The organism is Mesorhizobium sp. WSM4850 (assembly GCF_055811735.1).
In genome coordinates this window covers 227,032-241,140 of sequence record NZ_JBVVPV010000002.1, presented here as the reverse complement: position 1 = coordinate 241,140, position 14,109 = coordinate 227,032, and the positions used below count along the sequence as shown (strand labels likewise).

The window sequence follows — 14,109 nt, the reverse complement described above, 5'->3', positions numbered from 1 at the left end:
ACTACTTTGCCCCGTCTGCCGCTGCGCGCCGCAACTGCGCCAGCGGCGGCCATGGATTGCTGGCCGGCGCAGACGTGCCGCGGCGCGGGTTGAGATACTCGCCGCCTTTGGCGAGAATGTCGTCAACGCTGCGGATCTCGGCTTCGTAGCCGCCGAGCCTGATATAATCGTCGCGGCGCAGGGTGAACTCGATCGGCGCCACCAGCGCCGGCGTCGGCACATAGCCGAAGGCCCCTTCCGGCACACGGGCGACATCGACCATCAGCGTGATGCCGCCGCCCGGCCAGACATAGACCGGCGCGCCGCCGACCGTCACATACGTAGTCAGGCCCTGCACCGAGCGGGTCAGATTGACCGGATTCTCGGTGACGCCGGCGCGCAGCGAGCCGCCGGCGCCGCCGACGAACAGCACGGTGCACAGCGCCGGCTCGCAATTGTCCTCGATCAGCCCGACGGATTTCTGCAGCCGCTCGGGGAACGGTTTCTGCACCGGCTTCAAGGCGTCGTCGAGCTCGTAATAGGCGAACTGCTCGCCGGTGGTCGAGACCATCAGCAGCGACAGGCCGGGATGTGCGCCCTTCTTCGCATTCCACTCACCAAGGATCGACAGCGGGTCGGAAATGCTGGTACCGCCCCAGCCGAGGCCGGGCTCCGACACCTTGAAATAGCGGCCCGGCGTCGAACGGCGGCCGATGATTTTTATGCCGGTATCCTGCCAGCCGAGCACCTTGCCTGCCTGATGCTCGGAAACGACGCCGGTGATGTGGTCGTCGACCACCACCACCTCGTCGACCAGGCCGCGCCACTGGGTGGCGAACATGCCGATGGTGGCAGAGCCGCAGCCGACGCGCATCCGCTGCTCGAGCTTGCCGTCGATGACCGGCGGCTTGCCGGCTTCGACGATGACCGTGGCACCGCCGTCGATGGTGAGTTCGACCGGCTTGCGGCTGCACAGATTGAGCAGCGCATCGCAGGTGGCACGACCTTCGGCTTTCGAGCCGCCGGTCAGATGATGCACGCCGCCCAGCGACAGCATCTGCGAGCCATATTCGCCTGTCGTGACATGGCCGATCGCCTCGCCTCCGGCGCGCACCGTTGCCGTTTCGGGGCCGATATGCCGGTCGGTGTCGATCTTCACCTTGACGCCGCAGTAGGAGAAGATGCCCTCGGTGACGACAGTGACGAGATCGACGCCTTCGACCTCCTGGCTGACGATGAAAGGCGCCGGCTTGTAGTCGGGATAGGTGGTGCCGGCGCCGATCGCGGTGACGAAGCGGCGGCCGGTGTTGACCAGTTCGCCGTCCCATTCTTCGCCCTCGGCGACAAACGGCACGACCGCGCCGCCGGCCTCAGTCGCGTGGTCGAGGATGGTCAGCGGATCCATCCGGACGATCCTGCCGCCGACATTGCCGTAGCGGTCGCAGGCGCCGGTGCGGCCGTCTGCTATGTAGCACATGACCGGGCAGGCGTCGCAGCGGATCTTTTCCGCCACCTGCTTCTCGCCGGGATCATGCGTCTCGAAACGTTCGGCAAGCTCGCTCATCGGCGTGCCTCCTTGTCGCGGATCGCGGCGCGGATGCGGCTCGGCGTCGCCGGAATTTTGCTGACCAGGGCACCGGTGGCATGGCGGATGGCATTGAGGATCGCCGGTGCCGTCGGGATCAGCACATGCTCGCCCAGGCCCTTGGCGCCAAAGGGTCCTTCCGGATCCGGAACTTCGATCAGGATGGTCTCGATCGGCGGCACGTCGCCGATCGTCGGGATCAGGTAGTCGTGCAGATTCTCGGTGCGGCCGGGGATGTATTCCTCCATCAGCGCCATGCCGATGCCTTGCGCGATGCCGCCCTCGATCTGGCCTTCGGCGAGCAGCGGATTGATCGCCTTGCCGACATCATGCGCGGCGGTGATCTTGATCAGCTTGACCGTGCCGAGCTTGAGGTCGACCTCCAGTTCGGCGATCTGCGCGCCGTAGCCATAGACGGCGTAAGGCTTGCCCTGGCCCCTGGCGTCGAGCGGCAGGGTCGGCGGGTCATAGCTTTCCTCAGCGCGAAAGACCAAGCCGTCGGCATCGGCCTTCAGCGTGGACAAATCGATATGCCGTGTCGCTTCGCCCTCGCGGATGACCAGGCTTGCGCCATCCAGAGCGATCGCCGCTCTCTCCGACACATTGGCGAAGCGCAGCATCGTCTCGCGCAAGGCACGGCCGGCCTTTTCGGCGGCCTTGCCGGTCACGAAGGTCTGACGCGAGGCGGACGTCTTGCCGGCGTCCGGCGTGATCGCCGTGTCGGCGCTTTTCAAGCGGAATTTTTCGAGCGGCAGGCCGACCGCGTCGGCACAGATCTGCGCAATGACCGTGTTCGAACCTTGCCCGATATCGACCGCGCCCTGATGCAGGACGACATCGCCTTCAGCCGAGATGCCGACCCTGATGGTCGACGGATTGGGCAGGGAGGTGTTGCCGCAGCCATACCAGCAGGAGGCGACACCGACGCCGCGTTTCCTGCTGTCATTGGCACTGTTGAACGCATCGGCATCGACAAGCGCACGCATCCAATGCGGCCGCAGCGCTTCGAGGCAGTCGGCGATGCCGACGCCCGATTCCAGCCTCTGGCCGGTAACCGTTTCGGATCCGTTACGAAGGCAGTTTTTCAGGCGAAAATCGAGCCGATCCAGCCCAAGCTTTGCGGCAAGTTCGTCGTAGAGCGTCTCCTGCATGATCGTCGCCTGCGGCACGCCGAAACCGCGGAAGGCACCGGAGATCGGCCCATTCGTGTGGATGGCGCGGCCTTCGGCCCGATAATTCGGCGTCGCATAGGGACCGGAAGCATGCACCGGCACGCGGTTGGCGACGGTCGGTCCCCAACTCGCATAGGCGCCGGTGTTGAAATCGCCTGCGAAGACCATGCCGGTGACGCGGCCATCGGCATCGGCGCCGATGGTCGCCTTCATCTCGGCGGGATGACGCTTGGTGGTCGAGATCATCGATTCATGACGGGTATAGGCGAGTGCCACCGGCCGCCCGGTCTTCATCGCGACCAGACCGATCAGCGGCTGCAACGAAACGTCGAGCTTGGAGCCGAAGCCGCCGCCGGTGGCGGTCGGCACGATCCGCACCTTGTCGACGGCAAGGCCAAGCACTTTTGCCACGTCGTCCCGGTCCATATAGGGCGCCTGCGTGCAGGCGACGACGACCAGCGTGTCGCCGTCCATATAGGCATAGCCGGCTTCCGGCTCGATATAGGCGTGCTCGACATAGGACGTGTCGATGGCGCCGGAAACAGTGAACGTAGCGCCGGCAAGGGCGGCGTCGGGGTCACCGCGCTCGACAAAGCCTGATGTGAGCAGGTTTGCCGGCCGGTTCTCGTGGATCAGCCGCACGCCGCCGGCCTGCGCCTCGCAAGGCTGCAGCACATGCGGCAACTCGGTCCATCGAACAGGAAAATCCGCAAGATCCAGATCGAGGATGGCCTCGCGCTCGCCGGCAACCAGCGCCACCGCCTCGCCGCGAAAGCGCGAAAAATCCTCGGCCAGCGCCGGCTGGTCGGCAAAAGGCGCGATGACGCCGAAGCAGTTCCTTCCCGGAATGTCGGCAGCGGTGAAGACGCCGACGATGCCGGGATGGACTTTCACCCAGGCGTCGAGATCGCCGAAGGCGAAGCGGGCGTGATGATGCGGCGAGCGAACCACCAGCACCGCCAGCGCTTCGGCCGGGAAGGAATCGCCGCCGAATTTTTCCCCGCCGGTGACTTTCGGCAGGCCGTCGAGGCGAATTGGAGAGGAGCCGACGGCGTGGCCTGAGATCGGCATTCTGCGGTCAAGATCGAGAGAAGGGGTAGCCAGCGCAGAAACTTGTCCTTTCTCCCCGTCATTATGCGGGGAGAAGGTGCCGGCAGGCGGATGAGGGGCAGCGCCGTCGGTCAAAAATTCGCTCGCGAACCGTCCCGCATCCATCACCGCAGCGACGATCTTGCGATAGCCGGTGCAGCGGCAGAGGACGCCGCCCAGGGCATCCAGAGTTTCGGCCTCGGTTGGATTGGGGTTGCTGTCCAGAAGCGCTGTCGCCGCGATGAGCAGGCCGGGTGTGCAGATGCCGCATTGCGCCGCGCCATGGTCGAGAAACGAGGCCTGCAGCGCCGACAATCTGCCGTTGGCGAGACCCTCGACCGTGGTCACCACGGTGCCGGCGGCAGACGCCGCAGACATCAGGCAGGCGCAGACGGGTTCGCCGTTGACAAGCACCGTGCAGGCGCCGCAGTCGCCGGCGTCGCAGCCGACCTTGGTGCCGGTCAGCCGCAATTCGTCACGCAGCACCGAAGAGAGACGGCGAACCGGCGGCACGCAGACAGAGACGGCGGCGCCGTTGACCTCGAAGGCGATGTCGGCGCGCTCCATGCTCACGCCAGTCTGAGCTCCGCTCATGCGAGGCTGAGCTCCGCTCATGCCAGGCTGAGTTTTGGTCATGCCAGGTTGAGCTTGGCTCATGCCGCCGCTACCTTCCCGACCGACGCGTGACCCGCGGCACCGAGAACGGCGCGGGCGACAATCTCGCGCGCGGCGTCCAGCCGGTATTCGGCGCTGCCGCGCACGTCGTCGATCGGCGAAAGCTCGTCCATCGGTGCGGACTGGATCGCAGCGACGAGAGATCCGTCGACCGGGACGCCGCGCAAAGCTGCTTCGACACTTGCAAGACGCCTGGCGACCGCCGAACAGGAGCCGACGGCGACGGCGGCGTTGGCGACGATGCCATCCTCAATGGTCAAGCGAGCCGCCGCCATGGCTATCGAAATGACGAGATAGCGGCGCGCGCCGAGTTTTTCGAAAACCGACGTGCCGGTGGCCGCTTCTTTCGGCACGCGGATGGCGGTGACCATTTCGCCCGGCTGCAGTTCCGTGCGGCGGTTCCCCAGGATGAATTTTTCCAGCGGCAGATGGCGGACCATCGCCACCGCGCGAAGTTCGACCTCGGCGTCGAGGACGAGCAGCGCCGGCACGCCGTCGGCCGCCGGGGAGGCGTTGCAGAGATTGCCGGCGATGGAGGCGACGTTCTGAATCTGGACGGAGCCGACTTCCCGCGCCGCCTGCTTCAGCGCGTCGAAGGCCGCCGGCAGCGGATGACGGACAAGATCGGTCCAGGTCGTGCGCGCGCCGATGAGCCAATGGCTGTCGGTCTCAGCAATACCACGCAGCGTCGCCAAGCCGTTGATATCGAGGACATTGTCGCGGAAAGGCTTGGCTCCTTGTGCCGGGTAGAAATCGGTGCCGCCGGCAAGGATGCGCCACCGAGCCTCGCCAAGCAAAGTGAGCGCCTCATCGACCGTGGTGGGTTTCGCGTAACGGATCACGCCCGCCTTCCCAAAAAATGGGCCTTCCCAAAAATAGGGAATCCTTCCGGCATTCGGGCCGGTCAAATTCATTCGTATGCAAATGATATCAAGCCGGCAGGAATTGTCAAAGCCAGAGTTTCGAGCCGCTATCCGCATCGGCGCGACGGCACGCATTTGTTATGCCGTTGGAGTTGACGCAGCCGGCCATCTGGTCAAGTTTCTGCATCCGTTGCGTCAGCGGCATTTTCGGCGGGTTCGAACACCGGATTCCACGTTTCGGCAGACTTCATGCCTCCGGGACAAACAAGAGGGAGGCTCCATGGCCGACGAAGCGCTTGTCATCATCGACCTGCAGAACGATTTCTGTCCGGGCGGCGCGCTGGCGGTGGCCGGCGGCGACGAGATCGTGCCGCTGGTCAACGACCTGATCCGGCGGACCGAACATGTCGTGCTGACGCAGGACTGGCATCCCGCCGGCCATTCGAGCTTTGCCTCCAATCATCCCGGCAAGCAGCCGTTCGAAACGATCGAGATGCCCTATGGGCCGCAGACGCTGTGGCCCGACCACTGCATCCAGGGCAGCCTGGGTTCGGATTTCCATTCGGGCCTTGCCTGGACCAGGGCCGAATTGGTGATCCGCAAGGGTTTCCGCCCGGAGATCGACAGCTATTCGGCTTTCTTCGAGAACGACCATGCGACGCCGACCGGCCTTGCCAGCTATCTCAGGGAGCGCGGCATCGACACGCTGACCATGGTCGGCTTGGCGACCGATTATTGCGTCGCCTTCTCGGCGCTCGACGCGGTCAAGCACGGCTTTCACACGACAGTGCGGCTCGACGCCTGCCGCGGCATCGATCTCAATGGCTCACTCGAGACGATGCTGAACCGAATGCGCGATGCCGGCGTGACGCTGGCTTGAACATCACCAATCGCATTCGACACAATTCCAGAGGGGGCATTATGCGGTTTGCGGCGGCTTTGACGGCGGGCGCTGTGGTGGCAGTCGCAACCCTGTTTCCGGGAACAGTGCTTGCAGCCGAGGCCCACGAATTGCCCGGCGAAACAATGTCACTGTGGTGGGCGCTGCCCTTTGCCGGCCTGCTTCTGTCGATCGCCACCGGGCCATTGCTCTTCCACCATGTCTGGGAGCATCACTACGGCAAGATCACCTTGTTCTGGGCGGCGCTTGCGGTCGTGCCGCTGGCGCTGGCGTTCGGCATGGCTTCGGCTGCAGAGGCGGTGCTGCATGCGCTGCTCACCGAATACATGTCGTTCATCATTCTTCTGTTTGCGCTGTTCACCATTTCGGGCGGCATCCTCGTCGCCGGCAACATCCACGGCACGCCGCTGGTGAATGCCGGACTGCTGCTGATCGGGGCGATGCTCGCCTCGGTCATCGGCACGACCGGCGCCTCGATGATCCTGATCAGGCCGATCCTGCGCGCCAACGACAACCGGCCGTTCAACGCCCATGTCGTCATCTTCTTCATTTTCCTGGTGTCCAACATCGGCGGCTCGCTGACGCCGCTCGGTGATCCGCCGCTGTTCGTCGGCTTCCTGCGCGGCGTCGATTTCTTCTGGACCACCACCAATCTCTATCAGGAGACACTGTTCGTTGGCGGCCTGGTGCTGGCCGTCTTCCTGGCCATGGACATCATCCTGCATCGCCGCGAGGCCGGTGCGCCGAAGATCAAGGATCCGACACCGGACACCAAGGTGCGCATCCGAGGCCTGGCCAACTTCCCGCTGCTGGCCGGGGTGATCGGCGCGATCCTGCTTTCCGCGACCTGGAAGCCGGGCGTGGCGTTTTCCGTCCAGGGCGTGAGCCTTGAATTGCAGAACCTTGTGCGCGACGCCATCATCCTGGCCCTCGCCTTGCTTTCGCTCGCTGTCTCAAGCAAGAGCCACAGGCGGGCGAACAACTTCCACTGGGAGCCGATCGCCGAAGTGGCAAAACTGTTCGCCGGCATCTTCATCTGCATCGTTCCGGTCATCGCCATTCTCAGGGCCGGTGCTGACGGCGCGCTGGCGCCGCTGGTCTCGCTGGTCAGTTCGCCGACGGGCGAGCCCAACGACCTGGCGTATTTCTGGATGACCGGAGCGCTGTCTTCCTTCCTCGACAATGCGCCGACCTATCTGGTGTTCTTTGAGCTCGCCGGCGGCGATCCGCAGCATCTGATGACCACCTTCGCCTCGACGCTGGCGGCGATCTCGGCCGGCGCGGTGTTCATGGGCGCCAACACCTATATCGGCAATGCGCCAAATTTCATGGTTTACGCCATTGCCAGGCATCGCGGCGTAAAAATGCCAGGCTTCTTCGGCTACATGGCATGGTCGGGCGCGGTGCTGATCCCGATATTCCTGATCGCGGGTTTCCTGTTCTTTCGCTGATCAGCCGACGCCGACATAGCGGCGGACCGCCGACGGATCGGCACGGAGCTCCTCGACATCGACGGTCTCGCGGTTGCGGCCGTTTTCGATGAACGAGACCCGGTCGGCGACGGACAGCACGGCATCGACGCGCTGCTCGACCAGGATCGTCGAGACGCCTGATACCCGCAGCTTCGCTACCGTCTCGCGGATTTTTGCGATCATCGACGGCATCAGCCCTTCGGTCGGCTCGTCGAGCAGAAGCACCTGCGGTTCGAGACACAGGGCCCGAGCCATGGCCAGCATTTGCTGCTCGCCGCCCGACAGCGTGCCGGAGCGTTGTCTCAGCCGCTGGCGCAGCAGCGGGAAGAGGTCGAGCACGTTTTCGCGCGTCGCCTTGCCCTTGCCGCGGGCCATCAGGCCGATCTCGATGTTTTCGGCCACCGTCATCTCGGCAAACAGCCGCCGGCCCTGCGGCACATAGGCGACGCCGGCCTTCGGCACGTCGTGCGCCGGCAGGCCGGTCAATTCCCTGCCGTCGAGCCTGATCGAGCCGGCGCGTGTGGGAAGGAGTCCCATGATCGCCTTCAGCGTCGTCGTCTTGCCGGCGCCGTTGCGGCCGAACAGGCAAAGCACCTCGCCCTTGTTCAGCACGAGGTCGAGGCCGTAGAGCACCTGGACCTCGCCGTAGAAGCAGTCGAGCCCGGAGATGGTCAGTGCTTCAGCCCGTGGTTGCGTCATGGGGTCGTCCCCAAATAGGCGTCCTGCACTTGCGTATTGGCGCGGACCTGCTCGGGCGTGCCTTCGGCCAGGATCTTGCCGGCGTTGAAGACGGTGATGCGGTCGGCAAGCTGCATGACCACCGGCATGTTGTGCTCGATCAGCAGCACGGTGGCGCTTTTGGCGATCTCGCGCACCAGCCCGATGAAATTGTCGATCTCGCTGTCGGCCAGTCCCTGCGTCGGCTCGTCGAGGATCAGCAGGCGCGGTTTCAGCGCCAGCCCCATCGCCACTTCGAGCAGGCGCTGATGGCCATAGGACAATTGCCCGGCCGGCATATGGGCGCGGTCAGCAAGGCCGGTGCGCTCCAGCGCCGCCATGACGCCGGCATGCACAGCACCTTTCGAGCGGCCGTCGGTCAGCGTGCGCTGCACCGGCAGCGCGACATTGTCGTAGGCGGTGAGGTTGGCGAAGACGCTGGTGATCTGGAAGGTGTAGGCGATGCCAAGGCGGACCCTGGCGTAGGCCGGCAGGTTGGTAATGTCGGCGCCGTCGAAGACGATCATGCCCGATGACGGCTGGATGCGGCCGCTGATCAGGCTGACGAAGGTGGTCTTGCCGGCGCCATTGGGGCCGATGACGGCGCGGATCTCGCCCGGCATGAGGGCGAAATCGACACCATCGACAGCGCGCAGGCCGCCGAAATTGCGGGACAGGCCTTTGGTCGTCAGCAGCGGCATCATGGCAGCCATGCGAGCCAGCGCTGGCGGATGGTGCCGAGAATGCCCCTGGGAAAGAACAGCACCAGCGCGATGAGGGCGATGCCGACGATCAGCAGATAGGCCGAGGTGTAGCCGCTGGTGACGTCGACGACATAGTACATGAACAGAGTGCCGATCAGCGGACCGAGCGTGGTCGCAGCACCGCCGAGCAGCACCCAGAGCAACGGCAGGATGGAATATTGCACCGAGGCGAAGGTCGATCCGACATAACCGAACAGCAGCGCGTAGGCGGCGCCCGATGCCGCGCAAATGGTGCCGGAGACGACGACCGCGGCAAGCTTGTTGGAAAAAATGTCGTAGCCAAGCATTTTGGTCCGCTCCTCGTTTTCGCGGATGGCGACCAGCACACGACCATACCTGGAGCGGACTATGCCGAGCGTCACCAGCAGCACGATCGAGAACAGGACCAGCGCGCTCATGTAGCGCACGGTCGGATTGGTGAGGCCGAGCGAGGTGTCGCCCAAAACAAGCACACGCGCCGACTGCGGCACCACCAGGCCCTGATCGCCGCCGGTCCAGGCCGCGAGATAGAGGATTATCAGATAGAACACCTGCGCGAACATCATGGTGACGATCATGAAGGCGACACCGGAAGTGCGCAGCGCCAGCAGCCCGATCACCAGCGCGAGAAGCGCGCCGCAGGCAAGGCCGGCGGCGAAGGCGGCCGGCACACTCCAGCCGAGGTGGATGACGGCAAGGCCTGCGCCATAGAGCCCAGCCGAAAAGAACATGGCGTGGCCGAGGCTGAGCAACCCGACATAGCCGAACAGCAGGTTGTAGCCCATGGCGAAAACCGCCAGCACCATGATGCGGGCGAGCAGCCCGTGGTGATATTCCGGCAGGACGAAGCTTAGGGCGAACAGCAGGACGATGACGCCCAGATGCAACGCATAGGCCTTTGACGGTGAAGCCTCCTTCATCGCGATGCCGTCCCGAACAGCCCTTGCGGCCGGAACACCAGCACCATGGCCACCAGCAGCGTGGCGATGATCTTGGCCAGCGTCGGCGAGAAGAACACCGAGATGATGCCGTCCGACAGGCCGATGAGCACGGCGGCGACCACGGTTCCGCGCAGCGAGCCGAGGCCGCCGATGATGACGACGATGAAGGACAGCAGCAGCGGGTCCTGTCCCATCAGGTAATGCGCCTGGCTGATCGGCACGATCAGCACCGCGGCCACCGCCGCCAGCATGGCGCCGAGCGCGAAGACGCCGGCATAGACGCGGTCGACCGGAATGCCAAGGGCCTGCGCCGTTTCGCTGTCATATTGCGTGGCGCGCATGACGAGGCCGATTCTCGTACGCGTCAGCACGAACCAGGTCGCCACCAGCAGAAGCGCGGATGCGGCGATGATCGACAGCTTGTAGCCGGAGTAGCCGAACCACGGCAAAAGGATGCGGTAGCTGAAGGGCGGCTCCACTGGCCGTGCCTCCGGACCATAAAAGGTCAGCGCCAGTTGCTGGATGATGTAGAGCATGCCGATGGTGGCGACGATGGTGGCTTCCGGATTGTAATTCAGCCGGCGCAGCACCAGCCGTTCGGAGACCAGCGCGATCAGGCCGACGATCAGCGGCGCCAGCACCAGGGCTGCGAGGAAGCCGAGCGCCGGATGGCCTGATATCGCCGTGGAGATCGCCCAGGCAAGCACCGCGCCGAGCATGAAGAACTCGCCATGGGCGACATTGACGACGCGCATGACGCCGAACACCAGCGACAGGCCAAGCGCCGTCAGCGCCAGCACGGCGGAGGTGACGAGGCCTTCGAGGGCGGCGAGAAGAAGATGAGGTCCGAAGTGCATCGGCTATACGCTGGCGGGGTGCAAGCTCACAGCGGCTGCGTCGTGTAATCCCCTTCCGGCTCGTAGAGGCCGTCCTCGATCTTGGTCTTGTGGACGACGTTCAGCCGGCCGCCTTCGACCTTTGAGATGTTCTGGATGCCAAAACACTGGTGGATCTTGCCGTTGAAGGTCTTCGGCCCTTGCGGATGCTCGGGGCCCTCGGCGAACTCGGTCAAGGCCTCGGTCGCCTCGACCAGCTTGGCACGGTCTTCCGGGCCCTTGTAGCCGGCATCCTCCATCGCCTTTTTCACGACATAGAGCGTTTCCCAGCAGCCGAACATGTGCGCGGCGGTGGAGACGTCCTTCGGATCGCCGACGGCAGCGCCATTGTCGTCGATGCCGACGGCGGCGCGATAGGCCTTCTGCGCGGCGGAATCATCTGGCTGCGCGTAGCGCGGCGAGCCTTCCCAGAAATGGCTGCCGTCGAGGAATTCGAGGCCGGGGCTGTTGATGTCGGTGGCTTCGAGCGAATCGATGAAGCCGAACAGCTGCGGCCGGCTGGAGCCGTAGAACTCGCCGAGTTCCTTGACGAAGGTAAGCACAGCAGGGCCGACCATGACGTGGTAGATCACCTCGGTCTCGGCCGGGATCTGCGGAAAATATTTGGTGAAGGACGATTCCGTCGGCGGGATGGCGATCTGGGCGATGACCTCGGCGCCCTGCGCCTTCAGCGCCGGCGGCAGGTAGTCGCGATGGTCGTAGCCGAAGGCGAAATCGGGGAAAATCTGCGTCACCTTCTTGCCGGCATTCGCCGCGATCCACGGCGCCATCGCCTGGATCTGGCTCTTCACGTCGGTGATGCCGGGCTGGAAGACGTAGCGGTTGAGCTTGGTCGAGGCGACGTGGTGGCCTTCGCTGACGACAAAATAGGGCATCTTGGCCTCGCCGGCGGCCGGCGCCGAGCCGATGACGACATGCGAAAACAGCGTGCCGTAGACGATGTCGGTCTTGTGCTGGGTGGCGAACTTGCCGACCACTTCGGCGCCGCGGCCGGGATCGGTGCCGTCATCCTCGATGATCACCTCGACCGGCCGGCCGTTGATGCCGCCGGCTTCGTTGATCGCCTTGACCGCGGCTGCGGTGGTCCGCTCGTACCAGCGGCCATAGGCGGCGCCGATGCCGGTGCGGTGGCACTGGAAGCCGATCTTTATCGGCGCCGAGCTTTGCGCCTGGCTGTATCGCACGAACCCAGGCGCGACGGCAAGGCCGGCGCCCGCGGCCAACCCCTTGAGCGCGGTGCGGCGGGTGAGACCGATTTTGGAGAGATCGAAAAACCCATTCTTGTCAGTCACGGCAGTTCCCCTTGTTTTTGAGTTTGACCAATGGCTGTAGCGAGACGGGCCACTCCTGGTAAGAGCGCCGAAATTGCATGTGTACAAACTAAATCATCAAAGCCCTGACGTGGCAAGCGAGCTTTCCCCCGGGGACTGATCGACGTCATCGAAGCCGGGTTTTGTCTCACCCGACCGAAGGCGTGGCAAGCAACCACAGGCCGAAGACCGTATAGGCGATCATCAGCACGGTGAGTGGAAACTGGCTGAGCGCGGCGCCCGCGGGACGCGGATGCAATCGCCAGGCGAGGCCATGCGCGACGAGCACGGCGAGCATGTGGCCAATGATGATGACGCCGGCCTGGAAATTCCACAGCCACCGTGCCGAGCCGGCGCCGGCAGCGACGCCGGCTTCGATCGGCATGTCGGCGGTGCCGAACAGGTTCCAGCCCAGCGTGAACGGGTCGGAAAGCGCAGCAAGCGCATATTGGCCATCGACAAGCAGCGCCGTCAGATAGTGCGCAACATGATAGGCGAGCGCGATCGGCACGATCGACCAGACCAGCAGCCCTGCGGCCTGACTGAGGGAATGCGGGCTGCCGGCAAGATGCTGGCCAAGGACAATGGCAATGATGAACGCGGCTGCAAGCAAGACGAACGTCAAAACGAGCCCGAAGCTGCCGATGCCGATCACCGCCGTGCGGCCCGGGAATTCCAGCGGATTGATGCCGAACAGGCCGAGCCAGAAGAAGGTTTTCGACAGGCCGTCGAAGGACACCGACGACAGCGCAAGCAGCAGGAAAGCGATGCCGCTGAGCGAAAGCGGCCCGGCATTGCCGAGCTTGGCGCCCGGCCAGCACAGACTGAGCCGACCGCCTTCCTTGCGCTCGACTTCATTGCGCCCGCCTTCATTGCGCCCGCCTTCATTGCGCTTGCCTTCGTCGCGCTCAAGCAGGGCGAAGCGCGCAACCATGGCGAGGAAGACGGTCAGGAACTCACCGCGCCGGGTCCAGTCGCGGTAGCCGAACACCAGCATGGCGGCAAAACTCAGCAGCCAATAAAGGCCGGCGGCCCAGGCGAGCCGCGCCGGGTCGTCGGGCGCCGGGTCGATCAACTCGAACCAGGCGAAGGCGAAGAACAGCGCGAAAGCCGGCCAGCAGCCGAGCCACGCAAGCGGTCGCCATGTCTTGTGATTGACGACCTTGCGATTGCCGAACAGGCGCGAAATGACATGCCAGGGCCCGTACCACGGATTGAGCCATGACCAGAGATTGCCGAACAGCCCCTGCAGTAAAACCAGGCCAACCCAGAGCAGCGTCCAGATCGCCAGCGGCAGCGGGTTGGAGAGCGGATCACGGCTGCCGAACAGGCCGGCCGCAATCAGAATTACAAAGCCGGCAAAGGATATCAAGCTGACGACCGCCCGCGCGCCGTCGCCGAATGCGAACAGCGGCAGGCGCCGCCGCCAGAAGCGGGCAGGAAGGTCCGAGGGCAGCAGCGCCAGGACAAGAAAACTGGCTGCGACCGCGAACGCGCCGCCGGCGACGTAGTAGCCGGTGGGCAGAAGCAGGACGTGGCCGCGATCGGAGGCATGGGCGAAGGCTGGGGTGGGTGATGCGAAGAAAGCCGAACAGATGAAAGCTCCCGTCCTGAAAGAATATGCTCGCCCGCAGTGATCCTTCGCACCCCCCTCTGTCCTGCCGGACATCTCCCCCGCAAGGGGGGAGATTGGCTGGCATGCCGGCTTTCGCCAATCTTCAACGTTGCAGGAAGGGCGCCGTTCGAACGAACTGCCGATCTCCCCC

11 protein-coding genes are annotated in these 14,109 nt (G+C 64.6%); 2 read left to right on the top strand and 9 right to left on the bottom strand.

Annotation, left to right across the window (positions count from 1 at the left end; all coding sequences use genetic code 11):
* Nucleotide 1: 1 nt before the first annotated feature.
* From AC0L2Z_RS04140 to AC0L2Z_RS04130, 3 genes are read right to left on the bottom strand one after another with little or no spacing between them, the layout of a single operon-like run.
* Nucleotides 2-1,543 (bottom strand): 6-hydroxynicotinate reductase, encoded by a 1,542-nt coding sequence (locus tag AC0L2Z_RS04140; protein WP_473626824.1) that lies wholly within the window; start codon nt 1,541-1,543, stop codon nt 2-4.
* Nucleotides 1,540-4,419, bottom strand: a complete 2,880-nt coding sequence (locus AC0L2Z_RS04135; protein ID WP_473626823.1) for a molybdopterin-dependent oxidoreductase — start codon at nt 4,417-4,419, stop codon at nt 1,540-1,542. Before AC0L2Z_RS04135 ends, AC0L2Z_RS04140 begins: the two co-directional genes overlap by 4 nt.
* A 59-nt stretch (nt 4,420-4,478) precedes the next feature.
* Entirely contained in the window at nt 4,479-5,342 is an 864-nt protein-coding gene (locus AC0L2Z_RS04130; RefSeq protein WP_473626822.1) for an FAD binding domain-containing protein, read from the bottom strand.
* A 301-nt stretch (nt 5,343-5,643) separates the two neighbouring features.
* Between AC0L2Z_RS04130 and pncA the strand changes: the two genes are divergently transcribed.
* Nucleotides 5,644-6,243, top strand: a complete 600-nt coding sequence (gene pncA / locus AC0L2Z_RS04125; RefSeq protein ID WP_473626821.1) for a bifunctional nicotinamidase/pyrazinamidase — start codon at nt 5,644-5,646, stop codon at nt 6,241-6,243.
* Nucleotides 6,244-6,284: 41 nt separating this feature from the next.
* Nucleotides 6,285-7,715, top strand: coding sequence for a sodium:proton antiporter (locus AC0L2Z_RS04120; protein WP_473626820.1), 1,431 nt, complete (start codon nt 6,285-6,287; stop codon nt 7,713-7,715).
* Here AC0L2Z_RS04120 and AC0L2Z_RS04115 read toward each other — a convergent pair whose 3' ends face one another.
* From AC0L2Z_RS04115 to AC0L2Z_RS04090, 6 genes are all read right to left on the bottom strand, one after another.
* The gene (locus tag AC0L2Z_RS04115; RefSeq protein ID WP_473626819.1) at nt 7,716-8,435 is read right to left on the bottom strand and encodes an ABC transporter ATP-binding protein; all 720 of its coding nucleotides are present in this window, start codon (nt 8,433-8,435) and stop codon (nt 7,716-7,718) included. It lies immediately after the preceding gene.
* Complete coding sequence (locus AC0L2Z_RS04110) at nt 8,432-9,157, bottom strand: ABC transporter ATP-binding protein (RefSeq protein WP_473520976.1); 726 nt, start codon at nt 9,155-9,157, stop codon at nt 8,432-8,434. The genes AC0L2Z_RS04115 and AC0L2Z_RS04110 overlap by 4 nt, the downstream gene beginning before the upstream one ends.
* Nucleotides 9,154-10,116, bottom strand: coding sequence for a branched-chain amino acid ABC transporter permease (locus AC0L2Z_RS04105; RefSeq protein ID WP_473626818.1), 963 nt, complete (start codon nt 10,114-10,116; stop codon nt 9,154-9,156). The genes AC0L2Z_RS04110 and AC0L2Z_RS04105 overlap by 4 nt, the downstream gene beginning before the upstream one ends.
* Nucleotides 10,113-10,994 carry a branched-chain amino acid ABC transporter permease gene (locus tag AC0L2Z_RS04100; protein ID WP_473626817.1) on the bottom strand — a complete coding sequence of 294 codons (882 nt, stop codon included), beginning with the start codon at nt 10,992-10,994 and terminating at the stop codon, nt 10,113-10,115. Before AC0L2Z_RS04100 ends, AC0L2Z_RS04105 begins: the two co-directional genes overlap by 4 nt.
* Before the next feature lie 26 nt (nt 10,995-11,020).
* Nucleotides 11,021-12,325, bottom strand: a complete 1,305-nt coding sequence (locus AC0L2Z_RS04095; protein WP_473626816.1) for an ABC transporter substrate-binding protein — start codon at nt 12,323-12,325, stop codon at nt 11,021-11,023.
* A gap of 166 nt (nt 12,326-12,491) precedes the next feature.
* Nucleotides 12,492-14,012, bottom strand: coding sequence for a hypothetical protein (locus AC0L2Z_RS04090; protein WP_473626814.1), 1,521 nt, complete (start codon nt 14,010-14,012; stop codon nt 12,492-12,494).
* Nucleotides 14,013-14,109: the final 97 nt, after the last annotated feature.